Source organism: Pseudomonas sp. 58 R 12 (assembly GCF_900005865.1).
Classification (GTDB): Bacteria; Pseudomonadota; Gammaproteobacteria; order Pseudomonadales; family Pseudomonadaceae; genus Aquipseudomonas; species Aquipseudomonas tritici.
This window is the reverse complement of record NZ_CVTP01000016.1, coordinates 92,549-114,480: the sequence shown is the minus strand read 5'-3', so window position 1 is coordinate 114,480 and position 21,932 is coordinate 92,549. Positions and strand designations below refer to the sequence as shown.

Annotated in this window: 21 protein-coding genes; 8 read left to right on the top strand and 13 right to left on the bottom strand. The window is 60.6% G+C overall.

What is annotated here, in order from left to right; all coding sequences use genetic code 11:
• Nucleotides 1–6: 6 nt before the first annotated feature.
• A complete protein-coding gene (purU, locus tag BFP95_RS09855) occupies nucleotides 7–864 on the top strand; it encodes a formyltetrahydrofolate deformylase (RefSeq protein WP_065871846.1) in 858 nt (285 codons plus the stop codon).
• 189 nt (nucleotides 865–1,053) lie between these two features.
• On the top strand, nucleotides 1,054–2,253 hold the full coding sequence (gene fdhA / locus BFP95_RS09850; RefSeq protein ID WP_049711206.1) for a formaldehyde dehydrogenase, glutathione-independent: 1,200 nt from the start codon (nucleotides 1,054–1,056) through the stop codon (nucleotides 2,251–2,253).
• A gap of 43 nt (nucleotides 2,254–2,296) precedes the next feature.
• Here the strand turns inward: fdhA and BFP95_RS09845 are convergent, their stop codons facing one another.
• The 3 genes from BFP95_RS09845 to BFP95_RS09835 form a co-directional block, all read right to left on the bottom strand.
• Nucleotides 2,297–2,689, bottom strand: coding sequence for a hypothetical protein (locus tag BFP95_RS09845; RefSeq protein ID WP_065909944.1), 393 nt, complete (start codon nucleotides 2,687–2,689; stop codon nucleotides 2,297–2,299).
• A gap of 160 nt (nucleotides 2,690–2,849) precedes the next feature.
• Nucleotides 2,850–3,251: a DUF3757 domain-containing protein gene (locus BFP95_RS09840; RefSeq protein WP_065871844.1), complete on the bottom strand. Its 402-nt coding sequence runs from the start codon at nucleotides 3,249–3,251 to the stop codon at nucleotides 2,850–2,852.
• Between the two features lie 184 nt (nucleotides 3,252–3,435).
• Nucleotides 3,436–3,894 (bottom strand): anti-sigma factor domain-containing protein, encoded by a 459-nt coding sequence (locus BFP95_RS09835; protein ID WP_065909941.1) that lies wholly within the window; start codon nucleotides 3,892–3,894, stop codon nucleotides 3,436–3,438.
• Between the two features lie 136 nt (nucleotides 3,895–4,030).
• Here BFP95_RS09835 and BFP95_RS09830 point away from each other — a divergent pair, with 136 nt between their 5' ends.
• Complete coding sequence (locus BFP95_RS09830) at nucleotides 4,031–4,603, top strand: DUF2780 domain-containing protein (RefSeq protein WP_065871842.1); 573 nt, start codon at nucleotides 4,031–4,033, stop codon at nucleotides 4,601–4,603.
• Here the strand turns inward: BFP95_RS09830 and BFP95_RS09825 are convergent.
• Nucleotides 4,600–5,487, bottom strand: a complete 888-nt coding sequence (locus tag BFP95_RS09825) for an acyltransferase (protein ID WP_065871841.1) — start codon at nucleotides 5,485–5,487, stop codon at nucleotides 4,600–4,602. The two genes, BFP95_RS09830 and BFP95_RS09825, sit on opposite strands and share 4 nt — an antisense overlap.
• Nucleotides 5,488–5,660: 173 nt before the next feature.
• On the opposite strand from BFP95_RS09825, the gene BFP95_RS09820 reads away from it, so the two are divergent.
• Genes BFP95_RS09820 through creD form a run of 4 tightly spaced genes read left to right on the top strand, consistent with a single transcriptional unit; the run spans nucleotide 5,661 to nucleotide 9,703 of the window.
• Nucleotides 5,661–6,161, top strand: coding sequence for a retropepsin-like aspartic peptidase RloA2 (locus BFP95_RS09820; RefSeq protein ID WP_065880150.1), 501 nt, complete (start codon nucleotides 5,661–5,663; stop codon nucleotides 6,159–6,161).
• Between the two features lie 9 nt (nucleotides 6,162–6,170).
• Entirely contained in the window at nucleotides 6,171–6,839 is a 669-nt protein-coding gene (gene creB, locus BFP95_RS09815) for a two-component system response regulator CreB (RefSeq protein ID WP_065871839.1), read from the top strand.
• On the top strand, nucleotides 6,839–8,278 hold the full coding sequence (gene creC / locus BFP95_RS09810; RefSeq protein ID WP_065909939.1) for a two-component system sensor histidine kinase CreC: 1,440 nt from the start codon (nucleotides 6,839–6,841) through the stop codon (nucleotides 8,276–8,278). The genes creB and creC overlap by 1 nt, the downstream gene beginning before the upstream one ends.
• A 51-nt stretch (nucleotides 8,279–8,329) precedes the next feature.
• Complete coding sequence (creD, locus tag BFP95_RS09805) at nucleotides 8,330–9,703, top strand: cell envelope integrity protein CreD (RefSeq protein WP_065871837.1); 1,374 nt, start codon at nucleotides 8,330–8,332, stop codon at nucleotides 9,701–9,703.
• A 175-nt stretch (nucleotides 9,704–9,878) separates the two neighbouring features.
• Here the strand turns inward: creD and BFP95_RS09795 are convergent, their stop codons facing one another.
• The 8 genes from BFP95_RS09795 to BFP95_RS09760 all read right to left on the bottom strand — a co-directional run bounded on the left by BFP95_RS09795 (nucleotide 9,879) and on the right by BFP95_RS09760 (nucleotide 18,756).
• On the bottom strand, nucleotides 9,879–10,508 hold the full coding sequence (locus BFP95_RS09795; protein WP_065891367.1) for a glutathione S-transferase family protein: 630 nt from the start codon (nucleotides 10,506–10,508) through the stop codon (nucleotides 9,879–9,881).
• 61 nt (nucleotides 10,509–10,569) lie between these two features.
• On the bottom strand, nucleotides 10,570–10,752 hold the full coding sequence (locus BFP95_RS09790; RefSeq protein ID WP_065871834.1) for a hypothetical protein: 183 nt from the start codon (nucleotides 10,750–10,752) through the stop codon (nucleotides 10,570–10,572).
• Nucleotides 10,749–11,852, bottom strand: coding sequence for a PepSY-associated TM helix domain-containing protein (locus tag BFP95_RS09785; RefSeq protein WP_065871833.1), 1,104 nt, complete (start codon nucleotides 11,850–11,852; stop codon nucleotides 10,749–10,751). The genes BFP95_RS09790 and BFP95_RS09785 overlap by 4 nt, the downstream gene beginning before the upstream one ends.
• 62 nt (nucleotides 11,853–11,914) lie before the next feature.
• Entirely contained in the window at nucleotides 11,915–14,347 is a 2,433-nt protein-coding gene (locus tag BFP95_RS09780) for a TonB-dependent siderophore receptor (RefSeq protein ID WP_065871832.1), read from the bottom strand.
• Between the two features lie 198 nt (nucleotides 14,348–14,545).
• Nucleotides 14,546–15,514 (bottom strand): FecR domain-containing protein, encoded by a 969-nt coding sequence (locus BFP95_RS09775; RefSeq protein WP_065891370.1) that lies wholly within the window; start codon nucleotides 15,512–15,514, stop codon nucleotides 14,546–14,548.
• Nucleotides 15,511–16,029: an RNA polymerase sigma factor gene (locus BFP95_RS09770; protein WP_049711220.1), complete on the bottom strand. Its 519-nt coding sequence runs from the start codon at nucleotides 16,027–16,029 to the stop codon at nucleotides 15,511–15,513. The genes BFP95_RS09775 and BFP95_RS09770 overlap by 4 nt, the downstream gene beginning before the upstream one ends.
• Before the next feature lie 100 nt (nucleotides 16,030–16,129).
• Nucleotides 16,130–16,837 (bottom strand): 3'-5' exonuclease, encoded by a 708-nt coding sequence (locus tag BFP95_RS09765; RefSeq protein WP_065871829.1) that lies wholly within the window; start codon nucleotides 16,835–16,837, stop codon nucleotides 16,130–16,132.
• Nucleotides 16,834–18,756, bottom strand: coding sequence for a putative nucleotidyltransferase substrate binding domain-containing protein (locus BFP95_RS09760; RefSeq protein WP_065909937.1), 1,923 nt, complete (start codon nucleotides 18,754–18,756; stop codon nucleotides 16,834–16,836). Before BFP95_RS09760 ends, BFP95_RS09765 begins: the two co-directional genes overlap by 4 nt.
• 245 nt (nucleotides 18,757–19,001) lie before the next feature.
• On the opposite strand from BFP95_RS09760, the gene BFP95_RS09755 reads away from it, so the two are divergent.
• Entirely contained in the window at nucleotides 19,002–19,448 is a 447-nt protein-coding gene (locus tag BFP95_RS09755) for a response regulator (RefSeq protein WP_065871827.1), read from the top strand.
• Between the two features lie 201 nt (nucleotides 19,449–19,649).
• Here BFP95_RS09755 and BFP95_RS09750 read toward each other — a convergent pair whose 3' ends face one another.
• Nucleotides 19,650–21,827 (bottom strand): malate synthase G, encoded by a 2,178-nt coding sequence (locus tag BFP95_RS09750; protein WP_065909935.1) that lies wholly within the window; start codon nucleotides 21,825–21,827, stop codon nucleotides 19,650–19,652.
• Nucleotides 21,828–21,932: the final 105 nt, after the last annotated feature.

Genomic DNA, 21,932 nt, shown 5'->3' with positions numbered 1-21,932 from the left:
TGACCCATGAGCCGCGCACCTGATACATGGATTTTGACCGCCGACTGCCCCAGCGTGCTCGGCACGGTGGACGCGGTCACCCGCTACCTGTTCGAGCAGGGCTGCTACGTTACCGAGCACCACTCGTTCGATGATCGGCTTTCCGGGCGATTTTTTATTCGCGTCGAATTTCGCCAGCCCGACGGTTTTGACGAGCAAGGTTTTCGCGATGGCCTGGCCTCTCGCGGTGAAGCCTTTGGCATGATCTTCGAGCTGACGGCGCCGAACTACCGGCCAAAAGTAGTAATCATGGTCTCAAAGGCCGATCACTGCCTGAACGACCTGCTGTACCGCCAGCGTATCGGTCAACTGTCGATGGACGTGGTGGCGGTGGTGTCCAATCACCCCGATCTGCAACCTTTGGCCGACTGGCACCAGATTCCCTACTACCATTTCCCCCTCGACCCCAACGACAAACCGTCCCAGGAGCGTCAGGTGTGGCAGGTGGTGGAAGACACCGGCGCCGAATTGGTGATCCTTGCGCGCTACATGCAAGTGCTGTCACCGGAGTTGTGCCGCAAGCTGGATGGCAAGGCCATCAATATCCATCACTCGTTGTTGCCGGGGTTCAAGGGCGCCAAGCCGTATCACCAGGCGTACAACAAGGGCGTGAAATTGGTTGGCGCCACGGCGCATTACATCAACAACGACCTGGATGAAGGCCCGATCATTGCCCAGGGTGTGGAGGTGGTGGATCACAGTCACTACCCCGAGGACTTGATTGCCAAGGGGCGTGATATTGAAGGGCTGACACTGGCCCGTGCAGTGGGGTATCACATTGAGCGAAGGGTGTTCTTGAACGCCAATAGAACTGTGGTGCTCTGACTGACGCTATCGCAGGCAAGCCAGCTCCCACATTGGGAGTATGTAAACCCAATCAAATGTGGGAGCCGGGCTTGCCCGCGATGAGGCCCTCACTAGCAACGCAAAAACAGCATCTGTACCCGAGCACTTAAACGCGCTGCCCACCCAACGGGCAACGCGGTTCCATAAAAACAACAGCGAGGTGAAAGCATGTCTGGTAATCGTGGTGTCGTGTATCTCGGCAACGGCAAGGTCGAAGTACAGAAAATCGACTATCCCAAAATGCAGGACCCCCGTGGCAGGAAGATTGAGCACGGCGTCATTCTGCGCGTGGTCTCCACCAATATCTGCGGCTCCGACCAACACATGGTGCGCGGCCGTACCACTGCCCAGACCGGCCTGGTGCTTGGTCATGAAATTACCGGTGAAGTGATCGAGAAGGGCAGCGACGTCGAGAACCTGAAGATCGGCGACCTGGTTTCCGTTCCCTTCAACGTCGCGTGCGGCCGTTGCCGCTCATGCAAAGAACAACACACCGGCGTGTGCCTGACCGTCAACCCGGCCCGTGCCGGTGGCGCCTACGGCTACGTCGACATGGGCGACTGGACCGGCGGCCAGGCTGAATACGTGCTGGTGCCGTACGCCGACTTCAACCTGCTGAAACTGCCGGACCGCGACAAGGCCATGGAGAAAATCCGCGACCTGACGTGCCTCTCCGACATCCTCCCGACCGGCTACCACGGCGCCGTCACTGCCGGTGTTGGCCCTGGCAGCACCGTCTACATCGCCGGCGCTGGTCCGGTCGGCCTGGCCGCTGCCGCTTCTGCACGCCTGTTGGGCGCTGCGGTGGTGATCATCGGCGACGTCAACCCAATCCGCCTGGCCCACGCCAAGGCACAAGGGTTCGAGATTGCCGACCTGTCCACGGACACTCCGCTGCACGAACAGATCGCTGCGCTGCTGGGTGAGCCGGAAGTGGATTGCGCCGTCGACGCCGTAGGCTTCGAAGCGCGCGGCCACGGCCATGAAGGCGTCAAGGCGGAAGCCCCGGCCACCGTACTCAACTCGCTGATGGGCGTAGTGCGCGTGGCGGGCAAGATCGGTATCCCGGGCCTCTACGTAACTGAAGACCCGGGCGCCGTGGATGCCGCTGCGAAAATGGGCAGCCTGAGCATTCGCTTCGGCTTGGGCTGGGCCAAATCCCACAGCTTCCACACCGGCCAGACCCCGGTGATGAAGTACAACCGCGCTCTTATGCAGGCGATCATGTGGGACCGCATCAACATTGCCGAGATCGTGGGCGTGCAGGTGATCAGCCTGGATGACGCGCCACGCGGGTATGGCGAGTTCGATGCGGGTGTGCCGAAGAAGTTTGTGATTGATCCGCATAAGCTGTTCAGCGCGGCATAACGTTCAAGGCTGAAAAAAATGGCGACCCGGAGGTCGCCATTTTTTATGGGTCACTGATGGTTGAAAGTCGCAGATAGGGATCGGCCACCTCACCGTTTTTGATCAGGCGCTTGCCACCGTAGTCGCAATAGACCTTGCCGTTGCGCTCACTGAACTCCTCGGCCTTGAGCGCGTATTCCGGGTCCAGATAGTCGTCCTTGGTGGCTGCCGTTTGCCCTGTCCACGCCTTGTCGTTGGTCGTGGCAGTGTACTGATAACCCTTGCCATAGGGCGCCGGAAGGTCAGGGTCTGTATAGGGTTTGGATTGAAGGTCGCGAGTGGCCGGGCATTGGTCGAGGCCCGTGGCCTGGTGCGGTGAGGCCTGGTCTCGCGTGCGAGAATGCAGGTTGTTGATTGCGCTGAAGACAGCATAAAAATTGGGTATCAATCCGATCATGATCGTTACAGCTCCTTGTTTTGTGGCCGAGCCTCTCCGTTGAAAGTGAATGGGAAGGCTGCCTTGAGTGGGCTGTCTGGATGGATGAGTTCCGCCACAACCTGGTCCGCTGACTGTGGGTTTGTGGGCGGTAACTGTAGGAATGTCTCGGTAGCGTTTTTCACCGATGCGTAAATGAGCACTTGGCAACTTCCATGGCTTCGCAATACGTGCCTTTCCAATCGCCTATCGGGAGAAGGTTCCAATGGAAGACAGGTTTGAGCGTGACCGAAAAGCTCGCGTCGTTGTTCATTGGCCCTTTGTAGGTGCAGGTGACGGATTGGTCGGTTGCATCGTAGCGGGCATCGTGAAACGTCGAATCAATAAGGTACGACGCTGTCGCCTGCGGGTTTGCGCCTACCCAGGTGCGACCATCGGGATATGACGCTTCATAGCGGTAACCTCCATTGGCCATCTCCGTTTGTTTGATGTCTTGGATCGGCGGGCAGGTGGAAGTCGCCGCGTGGGTACTGTCCATCAGTGACACCATGGCTAACACGCCTGCAAGCAGTGCACTTTTCATAGCCCACCTCCTGTGGGGCGTGGAAGGCCCTATGCTGCAGGTGGTGTGCGGGCGGCAGCTACTGTTAGAAGTGACAGTGATTTAGAAGAAATCGAGATTAAGGTGCGGTTTTTTATTGCCAGATATGAAAAAACGACGCGCGTACAGGTGATCAGCCTGGATGACGCACTACATGGTTTGCGTGTCAGCGATTGGCCAGAGCGCCTTGGTACACCGTCGGGCCGGTTGGCTGCTTGCTCAACGATCCACCCTTGGTCTCCGAGCTCACCATCAATTCCACTGGCTTGCGAATGCTGGCTTGCTGGCGTGGGTTCAATCCAATGATGCCCTTGCCATCTTCCGGTAACAGCCCCAGGGAAACCGGTGCGCCGTCTTCTGGCATGGCCCACAGTTCCAGGCTTCGGTCGGGTTCAGGCGCCGCCGCGGCAATGGGTTCAATTTCGAGGTAATCCTTGTGCGCCATGACCTGCGCTGCTGGCTGCTGGGTGGTGGTCACCAGGGTCGCGGCGGATTTGACGGTGTCCTGAGTGTAGAGCGCGCCGCCGAGCCCGGTGACGATGGCCACGCACACGCCGATGAACACGCGCGGGCGGCTCCAGAACGGGGGTTTTTGTTCAATCACTTGGGGGCGGCTGGCGCTCATACGGCTGTTCCTGGCATTTTTTGAATTCATTCCATGGACTGCCACCCTGCCATTGGGTTCCTCGGCCGGCCCGGAACAATGGGCTGGATGCCCAGTCAAACGCCTGCTTTCACCCCTACACCCAGAGGTTGTTTCGATGAAGATTTCACGCGGTTTCGCCCTTTCCTGCCTGATGACCCTGGCAGCCGGCCCGGTGCTCGCCGCAGGTTTCAGCCTTGGCGACGCGGCCAATGCCATTTCCGGTATGCAGGGTGGCAACAACAAGGCTGCCGCTGCCGCACCGTCTTCCGAGACGGCCGGTTTGCTGAGTGCATTGACCTCTCAACTGAACATCACCCCCGAACAAGCGGTCGGCGGCACTGGCGCCATGCTGGGCCTGGCCAAGAACAAGCTGAGCGGGAATGACTACTCGCAACTGGGCAATAGTGTGCCGGGCCTCGACCAGTTGTCGGGCAACAACGCATTGGGCAGCCTCGGGGCCTTGAGCGGGATGCTCGGCCAGGCCGGTGGCAGCAAGACCAGTGGCCTCGACGGCCTGCTGGGTAACGTGAAGAACACCAATGACCTGAACACCGCGTTCAGCGCCCTGGGCATGGACAGCGGCATGGTTAGCCAGTTTGCGCCGGTAATCCTGCAATACCTCGGCGGGCAGGGTGCCAACAGTTCCTTGCTGGGCAAGTTGGCCCAGGCGTGGGGTACTGGCAGCTAACGACTTTGTGCGCGCAGTTGTTCGATGCGCGCATCCTTCTCCTTCCAGAGCTGGTTTACCCAGTTCTGGACGGTCTGGCGAAAGGCCGGATCGTTCTCGTAATCCCCTTGCCACAATGCCGGGTCCAGCTCACGGGTACGGATATCGATGATCACCTTTGGCACTGCGCCACTGATCAAATCCCAGAACCCAGGGATTTTTTGCTGCGGATAGACAACCGTCACGTCGAGTACCGCATCCAGCTGTTCTCCCAGGGCTGCCAGCACAAACGCCACGCCACCCGCCTTGGGTTTGAGTAGCCGGGTAAACGGCGAATCCTGTTGCCTACGCTTGGCTTCGGTGAACCGCGTGCCTTCCAGATAATTGACCACCGTCACTGGCTGGCGCTTGAACAGCTCGCAAGCCTCTTTGGTGATCTTTAAATCCTGCCCGGCCAGTTCCGGGTGCTTGGCGAGGAATGCCTTGGTGTAGCGCTTCATGAACGGATAATCCAGCGCCCACCAGGCCAGGCCGAGGAAGGGCACCCAGATCAGCTCTTTTTTCAGGAAGAATTTGAAGAACGGCGTGCGACGGTTGAGGGCTTGGATCAGCGCCGGAATATCCACCCAGGATTGGTGGTTGCTGATGACCAGGTAGGAGGTATCACCGCGCAGGTCTGCGCCACCGCGAATGTCCCATTGGGTCGGGATGCACAGCGCGAAGATCAGCTTGTCGATCTCGGCCCAGGTTTCGGCGATCCACATGACCGCCCACGACATGGCGTCACGAGCGCGACCAGGGGCCGCCACCTTGAGCAGGGCAAACACCATCAGCGGGCCGATCAGGACCAGGGTGTTGAGCAATAACAGCAATGAGACAAAACAGCCGGTGAGCAGGCGGCGCATAAGCAACTCTTGCAATCGTGTGGGCGGGTCATGATAAGCAGCTTGAGTCTAGAGGCCAAATCGCAAATGGCCGGACGAATGTTTCACAATGTGCCGGGTATGCTGGGACGAGCTAACTAAGTGCTGCCTTTGCGGTCTAGAATCCGCCTACTTCTTTCCGAGGAAATCACTTCGTGAAACTGCTCCTTGCCTCCCTCGCCCTGGCTGCCCTGCCTGTCATGGCCGCCGAACCGACCCTTTACGGTCGCTACGAATACATCCAATTGCCGGAGATCGGCGAAACCTTCAAGGCCAAGATGGACACCGGCGCGTTGACCGCCTCGCTGTCGGCGCGTGATATCGAAACCTTCACCCGTGATGGCGACGACTGGGTGCGCTTCCGCCTCGGCGGCAAGGATGCCTCCAACAAAGTCTACGAACACAAAGTCTCGCGCATCAGCAAGATCAAGAGCCGCGCCGACGAAGACGAGGACAAGGATGAAGCCAGCGTGGCCAAGCGCCCGGTGATCGACTTGGAAATGTGCCTGGGCAACGTCAAGCGTACCGTCGAGGTTAACCTCACCGACCGCAGCAGCTTCAACTACCCGTTGCTGATCGGTGCCAAGGCCCTGCGTGAATTCGGCGCTGCGGTAAATCCGGCCCGTCGTTACACTGCTGACAAACCGGACTGCTGACGGAACACCATGGCGCATATCCTGATTGTCGAAGACGAAGCGGCGATAGCCGACACGCTGATATTCGCCCTGCAAGGCGAGGGCTTTACCACCACCTGGCTGAGCCTTGGCCAGGAGGCGCTGGCCCACCAGCGCCAGACGCCGGCTGACCTAGTCATCCTCGACATCGGCCTGCCGGACATCACGGGGTTCGAAACCTGCAAGCAACTGCGTCGCTTCAGTGAAGTACCGGTGATGTTTCTCAGCGCGCGGGATGGCGAGATCGACCGCGTGGTGGGGCTGGAGATCGGCGCCGACGATTATGTGGTCAAGCCCTTCAGCCCTCGGGAGGTGACCGCGCGGGTCAGGGCGATCCTCAAGCGGATTGGCCCAGGGGCTGCGCCCACGGTGTTCCAGGTTGATCTGGAACGCATGCAGATTGCTTATCGCGGCCAGCCCTTGAGCCTGACGCGCCATGAATTCCGCCTGCTGCAGAGCTTGCTGGAACAACCTGAGCGTGTCTTCAGCCGCGAGCAATTATTGGACGCGGTCGGTGTGGCGGCGGATGCCGGCTACGAGCGCAATATCGACAGCCATATCAAAAGTCTGCGCAGCAAATTGCGCAGCGTGGCTGCCGATGCCGAGCCGATCCAGACCCATCGCGGCCTCGGCTACAGCTACAGCCCGAGCAATAGCTGATGCGCCTGGGGCTGCGGATTTTCCTGGTGTATGCGCTGTTTATCGGCCTCACCGGCTACTTCGTGCTCAGCACTGTCATGAAGGAAATCCGCCCCGGTGTGCGCCAGTCCACCGAAGAAACCCTGGTGGACACCGCCAACCTGCTGGCCGAGATACTGCGCGATGACGTCAAGAACGGCACCCTCGGCCAAAGCCACTGGCCGGCCTTGCTCAAGGCCTACGGCAGTCGCCAGCCGGGCGCGACCATCTGGGGTCTGCCGAAAAACCAGGTCAACCACCGCATCTATGTGACCGACGCCAAGGGCACCGTGTTGCTCGACTCCACGGGCGACGCGGTGGGCCAGGACTATTCCAAGTGGAACGACGTGTACCTGACCCTGCGCGGTGAATACGGCGCCCGGTCCACTCGCAGCGCAGCGGATGACGCCACCTCATCGGTGATGCACGTGGGCGCGCCGATCCGTGACAACGGCCAGATCATCGGCGTGGTCACCGTGGCCAAACCGAACAGCTCATTGCAGCCCTATGTCGACCGCACCGAGCGGCGCCTGCTGTGGTACGGCGCGGGCCTGGTGATTCTGGGTCTGCTGCTGGGCGCACTGCTGTCGTGGTGGTTGAGCGCCGCGCTGCGCCGGTTGACGGCTTATGCCGAAGCGGTCAGCGAAGGCCGGCGTGCCGAGTTGCCGCATTATAGGGGCGGCGAACTCAAGCAGTTATCCACTGCCGTGGAGCACATGCGTACGCAGTTGGAGGGCAAGGCCTATGTCGAACATTACGTGCACACCCTGACCCACGAATTGAAAAGCCCGTTGGCGGCGATACGCGGCGCGGCGGAGTTGTTGCAGGGCGATATGACCCGCGAACAACAACAGCGTTTTGTCGGCAACATCGACAGCGAAAGTGCGCGCCTGCAGCAGTTGATCGAGCGCTTGCTGAACCTGGCGCAAGTCGAGCAACGCCAAGGCCTGGAAGAGCAGGCGAGTATCCCGTTGGCCGCGATGGTCGATGAGGTCATCAAGGCCCAATGCGCGCGCATTGAAGGCGCCCAATTGTGCGTTGAACAGACGATTGCGGCGGATGTGCAGGTGTGTGGCGAGCCCTTCCTGCTGCGTCAGGCCTTGGGCAATCTGCTGGACAACGCCCTGGACTTCACACCGCCCGGTGGCCAGTTGAAATTCAGCGCGCAGACGCGTCACAACGACGTGCAGGTGAGCTTGTTCAACCAGGCCACGCCGATTCCCGACTACGCCCTGCCACGCCTGAGCGAGCGTTTCTACTCGCTGCCACGCCCGTCCAGCGGGCGCAAAAGCACCGGGCTGGGCCTCAACTTTGTTGAGGAAGTGATGAAGCTGCACGGCGGCGCGTTGCAGATCGGCAACGTGCAAGGCGGTGTGCAAGTGGTGCTGCATCTCCACACAGTCTCCACATTGCCCACATAAATCTCCCACACAGGCTGCTCAGACTCTCCCCATCAAAACAGGGAGAGACCCATGAACCGCAGCCTGCTTTTCAAACTTGGCGCGATTGCGCTACTGATCCTGCTGTTGCTGATTCCGTTGCTGATGATCAACGGCATCATCAGTGATCGCCAGCAACTGCGCGACGGCGTACTGATGGACATCGCCCGCAGCTCCAGCTATGCCCAGCGCCTCACCGGCCCAGTGATGGTGGTGCCGTATCGCAAGACCGTGCGCGAGTGGAAGCTCAATGAAAAGCTCAACAAGCGCTACGAAGTCATCCGCGAAGAGCGTGGTCGTCTGTATTTCCTGCCGGATCGTTTTGAGCTCGACGGCAAAGTGCAGACCGAACTGCGTGCGCGGGGTATCTACCAGGCGCGGCTGTTCCATGCCGATAACCGCATCAGCGGGCGTTTCGAGCTGCCTGCGCAGTTGGGGATCACCGAGAGCTTTGCCGATTACCGTTTTGAGCCGGCATTTCTGGCGGTGGGTATCAGCGATATTCGCGGCATTGAAAACGCATTGAAGCTTGAGCTGGGCAGCCAGCAGCTGGAGTTCGAACCGGGCTCCCAGGTCGACTGGCTCGGTGAGGGCGTTCACGTGGCGCTGCCGGAGCAGGACACTAAAAAGCCCTACGTGGTGGATTTCGCCTTTGACCTGCGCCTGCAAGGCACCGAGCAACTGCAAGTGGTGCCGGTGGGCAAGACCAGCCAAGTGTCACTCGCGTCCAACTGGCCGCACCCAAGCTTTATCGGCAACTTCCTGCCGGCGCAACGCGAGATCAGCGACAAAGGCTTTAGCGCCAACTGGCAGACTTCATTCTTCTCCACCAACCTCGAGCAAGCCCTGCAGACCTGCCTGGACGGGCAAGGCTGTGACGACTTCAACAACCGCAGCTTCGGCGTCAACTTCATCGACCCGGTGGACCAGTACCTCAAGAGCGACCGTGCGATCAAATACGCGTTGCTGTTTATCGCCCTGACCTTTGCCGGTTTCTTCCTGTTCGAAGTGCTCAAGAGCCTGGCGGTGCACCCGATCCAGTACGCCTTGGTGGGCTTTGCGCTGGCGTTTTTCTACCTGCTGCTGTTGTCGTTGTCCGAGCACATAGGCTTCGCCATGGCCTACCTCATCTCCGCCAGTGCCTGTGTGTTGTTGATTGGTTTCTACGTTTGCCATGTGCTGCGCAGCGTGGCCCATGGGTTGGGTTTCTCGGCGGGGTTGGCGGCGTTGTATGGCTTGTTGTACGGGCTGTTGAGTGCCGAAGATTATGCGTTGCTGATGGGGTCGTTGCTGCTGTTCGGCTTGTTGGGCACGGTGATGGTGCTGACGCGCAAACTGGATTGGTATGGCGTGGGCAAGCGCAAAGAGGCCGAGCCACTGCAGTTTGACCTGGAGGCAGTGCAATGATCGGGTTGCGAGAGGACCAGCAAATGAAGGCGAGGATGGTCGACTTCCTCAATAACGCCGCCGCACAATGTGGGAGCGGGCTTGCTCGCGAAGGCGGTATGTCAGCCACAGATGTTTCAACTGAGCCACCGCATTCGCGAGCAAGCCCGCTCCCACAGGGGAATGACGGTGAATCTTAGATGGGCGGCTGGGTGTCCAGCATCGAAGGCCGCTGGCTGACTTCGGCGTACCACGCGGCAAGCTGCGGGTTATCCGAGCGCCATTGCATATCCGGATGACGGAAATCCAGGTAACCCAAGGCGCAGGCCACGCTGATGGCGGCGATGTCGAAGTGGCTGGTCAGTTCGGCGATCGCATCCGCTTCTAACTCAGCGAGGCTGCGACGGATCTTGTTGCGCTGCTCATCGAGCCATTGGTCCCAGTGTTTTTCCGCTGGGCGCAGCGCGGTCTCGTAACGCACCAGCACGGCGGCATCCATGATGCCGTCGGCCATCGAAGCCAGGGTCAGGCGGCGCCAGCGGGCCGAGCCGTCGCGAGGGATCAGCGGGTTGCCGACGTGCTGGTGGTCGAAGTAATCAAGGATCACCCGGCTGTCGTGCAGCACCGTGCCGTCGGCCAGGCGCAGGGCCGGGATCTTGCCCACCGGGTTGCCTTGCACCACGTGGGCGTCCGGGTTGACCGGGGTCGGCATGCACCCGTGCAGGGTCACGCGATCTTGCTGGCCGGTTTCGGCCAGCAGCACACGGACCTTGCGCACGAACGGTGAAGCGGGGTTGTGGAACAGGGTCATGCTGGGAGCGGACATGGGCATTCCTCAAGATGGGCAGTGGCTAGCCTAGAGGGTTGCAAGACGGCTGGCGAGGCCCTTAGCCGCGCCGTTTGAACAACGCGTACACGCCTATAACTGCTGGCACCCCTAAACCCACCCAACCGAGCGAATCCCAAATCCCATCCCCGAGCAACGCCGCAAACAACCCGGCGGCGCTGAGCACGCCAATCCCCAGGGGAATGCCAAACACCTTCCAGAAATTCGACCGGCGCGGCTTCATGCCTTGCCCGCCTTGCGCCGCACGATCCACAAATAAATCCCGCTCACCAGCACGATGATGGTCAGCACATCCAAGACGGCCCAGAGGATTTTCATCGGCATGCCGCCGTAGTCGCCAAAGTGCAGCGGTTGGGACATGCCCATGGCGTCCATGTACCACGGCCGTTCGGCGATGGCGGTGACGGCCAGGGTACTGGCGTCGATCAGCACCGGTGTGAGCAAGTGCGACGTCAGGTGGGTGCTGCCCTTCATGAACACCGCGTAGTGGTGCTCACTGGAAAAGCGCGTGCCGGGGAAGGCGATAAAGTCCGGCTGCATGCCTGGCGCAGCCTTTGCTGCGATGGTCAGTAACTCGGTGGCCGGGGCGCGTTGGGTCAGGGGGGGCGCGCTTTTATAGGGCTCGATCATCGCGCTGAGGCTGTCCTGGCGCCAGGCGGCGATGATCAGGTCGGCGCAGGCGCTGATCACGCCGGTCACGCCCACCACCAGTGCCCAGGTCAACGTGACCACACCGATCAGGTTATGCAAGTCGAGCCAACGCAGACGGGTGGACTTGTCCTGGCGCACGGTGGCGAATGTCAGGCGGCGCATGAACGGCAGGTACAGCACCGTGCCGGAGATAATCGCCAGCACAAACAGAATGCCCATGAACGCCAGCAGCAACTTGCCTGGCAGACCGGCAAACATATCCACATGCAAACGCAACAGGAACAGGGTGAACCCACCGTTGGCCGCCGGGGTTTCCACCGCTTCACCGGTGCGCGCATCCAGCATGAAAGTGTGCGACGAGTTGGGTTCGGTGCCGGCGGTAGCGGCCATGATTGCGATCACGCCGTTCTGGTCGTCTTCGTCCCAGGCCAGGTACTGCATGGCTTCGCCGGGGCGATGAGCCTGAGCTTTAGCCACAAGCTGCTCGAGGTTGAGCCGTGGCGTATCGGCGGGCATCTGCGCCAGTTCAGGCTCATTGCCCAGCAGGTGGTCGATCTCATGGTGAAACACCAGCGGCAGGCCAGTCAGGGCGAGCAGCAGCAGGAATACCGTGCAGATCAGGCTGGTCCAAGTGTGGATGAAGGACCAGCGGCGGATGGTTTTGCTTTTCATTTTCTAACCTTCAGACACACCCAAGCCGCTCAAGGGAGCGGCCTGGTTGTTGGCTCAGCCGATTACCACTGGTAGGTGGCGCTGGCGACTACGCTGCGTTGGTCGCCGAAGTAGCAGTAGGAACCGTCACAGGTGGAGATGTAGTCCTTGTTAAATAGGTTGGTGGCGTTGAGTTTGACCGATGCACCTTTGAGGCTGTTGTCGAGGCGGCCCAAATCGTAATGCACCGCACCGTCGAACACGGTGTAGGCGTTGGCCTTACCCAGCCAGGTGTTGCCTTGGTCGCCATAGGTGTTGCCGGTGTAGCGGGCGCCGAAGCCAATACCGAAGCCGTCGAGTACGCCGGTGTGCCAGGTGTAGTCGGTCCAAAGCGAAGCCTGCTGGTTGGGCATCAGTTGCAGGCGGTTGCCCTTGAAGTCGCCTTTTTGCACTTCGGATTTGGCCAGGGTGTACGCCGCGATAACCTTGAGGTTCTCGGTCACGTCAGAAACGGCTTCCAGTTCCAGGCCTTTGACTTTCACTTCGCCGGTCTGATCGGTGATCGGGGTGCCGCTCGTTCCGGTGCTGGTGACCAGTACGTTTTTCTGCGTGAGGCTATAGATCGCCGCACTCAGCAACGTATTGGAGCCAGGTGGCTGATACTTGATTCCCAGTTCCCATTGCTTACCTTCGGTGGGCTTATACGACTTGACCGGGTCGGCGCTGGCGTTGCTTGCTGGCTGGAAGGATTCGGCGTAGGACAGGTATGGCACGAAGCCCGAATCGAACACATAGCTGACTGCCGCGTTGCCGCTGAAGTTTTTGTTGCGGTCTGTGTTGGTCGCGTCTTGTTTGTTGAAGTACGTGGTGCCTTGGTGCACCCAGTCTTCACGACCACCGAGGGTCAGGCGCCAGTTGTTGAGGGCCATCTGGTCTTGCACGTAGAGGCCGGTCTGCACGGTTTTCTGGTTGTAGTCGTAGAACGCATCGGAGCGCGCCGGGCGCACTACCGGCGTGGTATTGACCGGGTTGAAGATATTGACACGCCCGGCACCCCCGAAGATCGACAGGTACGAGGTGTCGGTCCGCTGGTGGTCCAGTCCCAGCAACAGGGTGTGGGTGACATCACCGGTGGCGAAGTCGGCCTGGAAGTTGTTATCCACCGCGAACTGTCCGATGTTCTCGTCGACGTTGGTCGAGAGGCGATCCATGTTGCCCGCTGCATCCACTGGAGCGAAGGCATAGGAACCCACGGTCAGTTGCTGGAACGACAACTCCGACTTGGTGTAACGCAGGTTCTGCTTGAACTGCCAGGTATCGTTGAAGCGATGCTCGAAGGCATAGCCCAGCGCGTAGTAAGTGCGGTCGTAGAACTCGTAATCTGGATCGCCCAGGTTCTTGTGATGTGATACGTCGCCCAATGGCGATTTGATCTTGGTGCCCACGATCGGCAGGAACTGACTGGTGGCGCCAGTATCGTCACGCGTGAACTGCGAGAGCAGTGTCAGCTTGGTGTCGGTGTCGATGTTCCAGGTCAGGCTCGGCGCAATGTTGTAGCGCTTGTTGTCGATGTGGTCGACTTGGGTGCCCGCATCGCGTACCACACCGCTGACGCCATACAGGAACTGGCCTTCATCATCGATCTTGCCGGTGCTGGCGAAGTTGATCTGGCGGTAGTTGTCACTGCCGTATTGCACTTGGATGGCATGACTGGACTCTTCGCTGGGACGCCGGCTGACCATGTCCAGCAGGCCGCCCGGTGGCGTCTGGCCGTACACCGATGAGGCCGGGCCGCGCAGCAGGGCAAGGCGGTCGAGGTTCCAGGTTTCGGCTTTCGGGTTGGCGTACACACCGCGTGGCAGCGGCAGGCCGTCGAGGAACTGGGTCGGTTCGAAACCGCGCACGCGCATCCAGTCGTAGCGGGTGTCGCTGCCGTAGCTGGCAGACACGATGCCCGGCATGTATTTGACGGCGTCATCCAGGTTCTGCACGTTGCGGTCCTGCATCTGCTCGCGGGTGGCGACAGAGATCGAGCGCGGCGCTTCAACCAGCGCAGTGTCGGTCTTGGTGCCGGCGGCAGTGCGCGTGGCCAGATAGCCTTGCACCGGGCCCCAGGCACTTTCCTGGCTGCCGTCTTGGCCAGTGATGTTGGTGACCGGCAGCGCCATCACGCCCTCCGGAATCGCCACCAAGGTGTAAGTCCCCGCGCTGCTCTGCTCCAGTTGCAACCCCGTCCCACGCAACGCTTCACGCAGCGCACCCGGCGCATCGAACTGGCCCTGGACCGGTGCCGAGGTCTTGCCGGCGGCGAGCGCCGGGCTGAGGGTCAGCGCCAGGCCGCCCTGGCTGGCGATCTGGTTCAGGGTGCTGGCCAGTGGCGCCGCCGGCAGGTTGTAAGCACGCACGCTGGACGCCTGCTCGGCGGCGATCAGCACAGTGCTGGTCAGCGGGGCGCTGAGGGCGATGGCCACGGCTAACAGGCTGGGGCGCAACAAGGTGTCTAGGGTGCGGGACATAGGGCGGCTCCTGAATGGAAATATTTCTCAATTGCCTAGGTGCCGAACGAGAATCGAAAAGTGATAGGGCGGGGTGAAAATATTTTTCCAGGGTGTTCTTGAGGGCCTCATCGCAGGCAAGCCAGCTCCCACCTTGGAATGCATTTCAACGGTGGGAGCTGGCTTGCCTGCAATAGCGATAGCACGGGCACCGCGAACCTAAGGCTTGCCCTTCACCGTCACCCACCACGGCGTGTGCTGCTCAATCTGCACCGGCAACGTCGGCAGCAGCGCATTCAGCGCCAGCGTGGTGTCGTGCAACGGGAAACTGCCGGTGATACGCAAGTCGGCCACATCTTTATCCACACCCAGGTAACCGGTGCGGTAGCGGCCGAGCTCCTCGACCACATCCCCCAGGCGGGCGTTGTCGACCACCAGCATGCCGCGGGTCCAGGCGTCGGTGGCGGGGGTGACAGCCAGCAGCGGGCCGAGGCCGTCGCTGCGCATCAGCACTTGCTGGCCTTCCTTGAAGATCTGTTCCTGGTGCAGTGCCTCAGGCTGTGCGGCCACGGCGGACTGCAACACGCTCAAGCGCGTGGCGTCGTCTTCACGCTTGACGATAAACCGCGTGCCCAGCGCCCGCAGGCTGCCGTCGCGGGTTTGTACATAGAACGGGCGCGCATCGTTGTGGCCGGTCTCGACGAGGATCTCGCCTTCCTGCAACACAATCAGCCGGCGTTTCTGATCAAAACGCACGTCGATAGCACTGTGGGTATTGAGGTTGATCAGCGTACCGTCCGCCAGCTTCAGCGTGCGCTGCTCACCGGTGGCGGTACGTTGGTCGGCCAGCCAATAGTGGATCGGCACATAGCGCTCACCGGCAAACAACGCCACGCCAATGACCAGTGCAATGCTCGCCAAGCCGCTGCCCAACTTGCGCACGCGCTGGCGAATGCCTTCCCGCGATTGCAACAACGCCACCCGCGCCGGGCCCGAAGCGGCGCTGAAACGCTGGTCGAGCATGCCCAGTTGGCGCCAGGCGCGGGCGTGTTCTTCGTTGCTGGCCAGCCATTTATCGAATTCTTCGCGCTCAACCAGGCTGCCATCACCCGAATCGAGGGACAGTTGCCAGGCAATCGCGGCATCCAGCACGCGGGCCGAGACGGGTCTGGAACTGATCATTGTCACGTCGGCTCGCCATACAGGGCGATGTAGCACTGGCGAATGCCCTGGGCCAGGTACTGGCGCACGCGCGGCACGGACACGCCAAGGCGCTGGGCGATTTCTGCATGGCCCATGCCGTCGAGGCGGTTATAGAGGAAGGCGGCGCGGGCCTTGCTCGACAGCTTACCGAGCAGGCGGTCGATGGCCTTGAGGTCTTCGAGGATCAGTTGCTGCTCTTCCGGCGAGGGGTGCTCGCTTTCCGGGATCAGCATCAGTTCGGTGAGGTAGGCCTGTTCCAGCGCGGCGCGGCGGAAGTAGTCGAACAGCAAGCCCTTGGCGATGGCGACCAGGAACGCCCGAGGTTCGCGGGGTTCGCGCAGCTCGTCACGGCCCAGCAAGCGCATGAACGTGTCCTGGCTCAGGTCTTCGGCGCGGCTTGGGCAGGCCACGTTGCGTCGAAGCCAGGCCAGCAGCCAGCCACGATGGTCGCGATACAACGCGCCAACAAGCTCACTGTGTGGGTTCTGGACCGACGACAAGGCATCACCGAATAAACAGGAGGTTTAAACTAACGAGAATTATTCGCGATTGTGTCAGAGCCGTGGGGTGGGTGCAATTGGCGTCTGTCGGGAGATGGTATTAAAACGATGGCGCGTGTTTACGCCGCTTCCATTGGCTCAAGCGCTCTTGCAGCGTGTGGGGGGTGTCGATCTGTTGCTGGCGTGCGCGGCTGAACAGGATGAGCATCAGCTCCGCCGTGGCCAGGGCATCGGCGCTGGCATGATGGCGCTCGCCCACGTGCAGGTTGAAGTGGTTGATCCAGTCGTCCAGCCCGGCTTCGCGTATATGCGCCTCGGGGCACAGCAGCGGGGCGATGTCGGCAACATCAAGAAACGGATGCGTCAGGCGGTAACCCAGGCTGTCCTTGAGCGCCCGACACAACATGTGTTGATCGAACGGTGCGTGGAAGGCCAACAATGGGCTGTCGCCGACAAACGCCATGAAGTCCAGCAACGCCTCGGCCGGGTCGCTGCCGGCAGCAATGGCACTGGGGCCGAGGCCGTGGATCAATACACTGGGGCTGAGCTTGGTGTCGGCGCGTTGCAGCGTGCGCTCGAACAATTGAGAAAAGTCCACCGCGCCGTCTTCGATCACCACCGCACCGATGGACAGCACCTGATCACGGTTGAGGTTCAGGCCGCTGGTTTCCAGGTCCACCACCACCCAGCGCTGACTGCGCAAGGAACCGTCGCCCAGCGCGGTGGGCTTGCGCAGTTGCTCCAGGCGTTTTTGTTGCGCGGTATCCAGCCCAGGCTTTTTCGTACGCAGCCAGCTGAACAGGCTCACAGCTGATACCGCAATGTCAGGCTGCTTTGCAGGCGTTGAGCCTGGCGCAAGGACTCACGCAGGATGCGCCGGTCCAGGTGGTTGAGGCTGTCCGGGTCGACGCGGTTGGAGTACGGCTGGTTCTCGCGGGTTTGCAGTTGGTGCTGCTGCATGCGGGTCTGCTGGATGAAGTGGTAGGCCTCTTCATAGGCGGCGCCGTCCAGGGGCTCGATCACTTCCTTGACCACCAGTTGGCGCAAGCGCTCCAGGGTATTATTGGCGTGGATGCCGTTGGCCAGGGCCAGCAGGCGCGCGCCGTCGACAAACGGCGTCAGGCCTTGCACCTTGAGGTCGAGGGTGGCTTTTTCGCCGTCTTTACGCGTCAGCACAAACTCGCGGAAACGTCCCACAGGCGGCCGCTGGCGCAACGCGTTCTCAGCCAGCATGCGTTGAAACAAGCGGTTATCCGCGACCTGGTCAAGAATGCCCTGGCGCAATTGTTCGCAACCGCGCTCATCGCCCCACACCACGCGCAGGTCGAAATAAATGCTGGAGCCCAGCAGGTTCTCCGGCGTCGCCTCGCGAATGAAGGCTGCAAACCGCCGCGCCCATTCCGCCCGGGACAGGCAAAGCTCTGGATTGCCGGCCATGATGTTGCCCTTGCACAGGCTGAACCCGCACAACGCCAGGCTCTGGTTGATCTGCTGTGCCAGCGGCAACAGCAATCCACGGATCTGCGCCGCTTCGGCGGTGTCCTTGGCATCGAACAGAATGCCGTTGTCCTGGTCGGTGTACAGCGTCTGCTCGCGACGACCTTCGCTGCCAAAACACAACCAACTGAATGGCACGCCGGGGTCGCCTTTTTCAGCCAGCGTGAGTTCGATCACCCGGCATACGGTGTGATCGTTAAGCAGCGTAATGATGTGGGTGATCTGGGTAGACGACGCGCCATGGGCCAGCATGCGTTCGACCAACTGGCCGATCTCGCCGCGAATCGCCACTAGGTTTTCCACGCGTGGCGCGTTACGGATGGTGCGCGCCAGGTGCACCAGGTCCACCCGTTGCAGGGAAAACAGATCGCGCTCGGACACCACGCCACACAGGCGTTGGTCTTTGACCAGGCACACGTGGGCGATATGCCGTTCGGTCATGGCGATGGCGGCGTCGAAGGCGCTGTGGTCCGGGGTCAAGAAGAAGGGCGCCTGGGTCATGTGGCCTTCGATGCCCTGGGTGAAGTCGCTGGTGCCATCGGCCACCACTTGGCGCAGGTCGCGCAGGGTGAAAATTCCCAGGGGCGCCTGGCCCTCATCGACGATCACAATGCTGCCCACCTGTTGTTCGTGCATCAGCGTCACCGCCTCGCGCAGCGGCGTGGTTGGGCTGCACATCACAGGGTGGCGCATGGCCAATTCGCCGAGGCGGGTGTTCAGTGAGTATTGAGTGCCGAGGGTTTCCACGGCTTTTTGTTGAACCTGTTGATTAACCGTGTCCAACAGGCTGCTGACGCCACGCAGGGCGAAGTCGCGAAACGGGCTGGAAAGCGCGAACAGTTTGATAAACGCCGGTTTGTTCAGTTGCAGGCAGAAGGTGTCTTCGGCCGCCTTGTGCTCGGTGCGGGTTGCCCGTTCACCTAACAGTGCCGCGAGGGGAAAGCACTCGCCCGTCGCGATTTCAAAAGTGGTTTCGGCGCTGTCCGGGCGCTCACCCACGACCCTGCCCTGCTTGACGATATAAAAATGTTCAACCGGCCCGCCCGACGGTTTAAGGATGCTGTCTCCGGGGCCGTAAAAGCGCAGCTGGCACTGTTCCACCAAAAACGCCAGGTGTGCGTTTTCCATTTGGTTGAACGGCGGGAAGCGTTGCAAGAACTGCAGGGTGCCGTGAATGTTCTGCAACACAGCAGTTTTCCCCGCCTGGGCGAAGGCATCAGCTTTACTCATAACAGTGGCCGCGTTTTTTGTCGTTATCGTCCCTCATGGTCGACTCCCGCGCGGCGGGTGCCCATTGGACGTAAGTCTAGGTCGATACAGACCGCACAAACCTAGGGAAAAACCTTACATGACTATCGTCCAAACCCCGTAGAACGCCCACTAGTCAAACTTTCCGACGAAGTGCACATTGTTCGACCCTCCTGTGATGTCTGACGTCTGAGCGGAGGGGATTGATGAGAACTGCTGAGAACCGTATGTCCGATCACGATATTTTAAGCGATGCCGAGCGCGAGGCGCTGAGCGCCGTGATGCTGGAGCCTGATTTACCGCCACAACGCGTTTTGATTGTTGACGACGACAAGGACGCGCGTGAATTGTTGGCGGAGATCCTGGGGCTGGACGGTATTCGCTGCATGACTGCCGACAGTGGTGAGGCGGCGTGGGATTTATTGAAGTCCAGCAGCTCTATTGGATTGTTGATCACCGATCTGCGCATGCAGCCGAGCAGCGGCCTGGAGCTGATCAGGCAGGTACGCGAATCCACTCGCGCGGCTTTGCCGATCATCATCATGTCGGGGGACGCGGAAGCGCCGGATGTGATTGATGCGATGCATTTGAGTGTGGTGGACTTTTTGCTGAAGCCGATTGATAGCGTGAAGTTGGCGAAATTAGTGAAGCGGGAGTTGGGGATGGGGCAGTAGGGACCGTTGGTCGAGACTGTCATTTATGACCGTAGGCGTTAAGAGGGAATTTTTGTTCAGTGGTCTGGAGAGCATTGTGTGATGACCGTACCTCGAAACCCTATGAACAGGAGTTTGTCATGAGTACTGAGCCATTATTGATTTGGCCGTTTTGAAAAAAGCCCTGATCTTACGACCAAGGCTTTTCATATCCGCGATTAATTACAGACCATTCCTGGCCTTGAACTCCCGCCGCCGACGATGCAACACCGGCTCGGTATATCCATTTGGCTGCTTGGTCCCTTCAACCACCAACTCCACCGCCGCCTGGAACGCGATATTGCTATCGAAATCCGGCGCCAACGGACGGTACAACTTGTCCCCCGCATTCTGACGGTCCACCACCGGCGCCATGCGCTTGAGGCTTTCCATCACCTGATCCTGAGTGACGATGCCGTGGCGCAGCCAGTTAGCGATGTGCTGGCTGGAGATGCGCAGGGTGGCGCGGTCTTCCATCAGGCCCACATCGTTGATGTCCGGCACTTTCGAGCAGCCGACGCCCTGGTCGATCCAGCGCACGACATAGCCAAGGATGCCTTGGGCATTGTTGTCCAGCTCGTTGCGGATTTCTTCGTCGGACCAATCGGTATTGCTGGCCAGAGGAATCGTCAGGATGTCGTCCACCGAGGCGCGCTCGCGCTTGGCCAGCTCGGCCTGGCGGGCGAAAACGTCGACCTTGTGGTAGTGCAACGCGTGCAATGCGGCTGCCGTTGGCGACGGCACCCAGGCAGTGTTGGCACCGGCCAGTGGGTGGGCGATTTTCTGTTCGAGCATCGCGGCCATCAGGTCGGGCATGGCCCACATGCCTTTACCGATCTGCGCGCGACCTTGCAGGCCGGTGCTCAGGCCGATATCGACGTTCCAGTTCTCGTAGGCGCCGATCCATTTTTCCGCCTTCATCGCGGCCTTGCGCACCATCGCGCCGGCTTCCATGGAGGTGTGGATTTCATCGCCGGTACGGTCGAGGAAGCCGGTGTTGATAAACACCACACGCTCGCTGGCCGCCTTGATACAGGCCTTGAGGTTGACCGTGGTGCGGCGCTCCTCGTCCATGATCCCGACTTTCAGCGTGTTGCGCGGCAGGTTCAGCACCTCTTCGATGCGCCCGAACAGCTCGTTGGTGAACGCCGCTTCTTCGGGGCCGTGCATTTTCGGTTTAACGATGTACACAGAGCCGGTGCGGCTGTTCTTGCGGCTGCTGTTGCCGTTGAGGCTGTGGATCGCGGCCAGGCTGGTGAGCAGGCCGTCGAGGATGCCTTCCGGCACTTCGTTGCCGTTTTTGTCGAGGATCGCGTCGATGGTCATCAGGTGACCCACGTTGCGTACGAACAAGAGCGAACGGCCGTGCAGGGTCACGTCCTTGCCATCCACGCCAGTGTAGACGCGGTCGGCGTTCATGGTGCGGGTGAAGGTCTTGCCGCCCTTGGCTACTTCTTCGGCCAGGTCGCCCTTCATCAGGCCGAGCCAGTTACGGTAGATCACCACCTTGTCATCGGCATCGACGGCGGCGACGGAGTCTTCGCAGTCCATGATGGTGGTCAGCGCCGCTTCCATCAGCACGTCTTTGACGCCGGCGGCATCGGTCTGGCCGACCGGGGTGCTGGCGTCGATCTGGATTTCGAAGTGCAGGCCGTTGTGTTTCAGCAGGATCGCAATCGGCTCAGCCGCAGGGCCTTGGAAACCGATCAACTGCGCGTCGTCACGCAGGCCGCTGTTGCTGCCGCCCTTGAGGCTGACGATCAGCTTGCCATCGGCAATCTTGTAGCCGGTGGACTCGGCGTGGCTGCCGGCGCTGAGCGGGGCGGCCTCATCGAGGAAAGCGCGGGCGAAGGCGATGACCTTGTCGCCGCGCACTTTGTTGTAGCCCTGGCCCTTCTCGGCGCCATCGGCTTCACTGATGGCGTCGGTGCCATACAGCGCGTCATACAACGAACCCCAGCGCGCATTCGAGGCGTTTAGTGCGAAGCGCGCATTCATCACCGGCACGACCAACTGCGGGCCGGCCATGCGGGCGATTTCGTCATCGACGTTTTGGGTTGTGGCCTGGAAGTCTGCAGCTTCTGGCAGCAGGTAGCCGATGTCTTGCAGGAAGGCTTTGTAGGCCACCGGGTCGTGAGCCTGGCCGGCGTGGGTCTGGTGCCAGGTATCGATGCGCGCCTGGAAATCGTCGCGTTTGGCGAGTAGGGCTTTGTTCTTCGGTGCCAGGTCATGGATGACCTTGTCGGCACCGGCCCAGAACTGGTCGGCAGTGATGCCCGTACCGGGAATGGCTTCGTTGTTCACGAAGTCGAACAGGACTTTGGCGACCTGCAGGCCACCGACTTGAACGTGTTCAGTCATTGCTTGCCTCACTCTGCGGAGCTAATGCGCTTTTTCAGATTTTCATTATGTAGTGCACGGTTGGGCATACTACATGATGACTTGCGGTTGTGAAAATTAGACTAA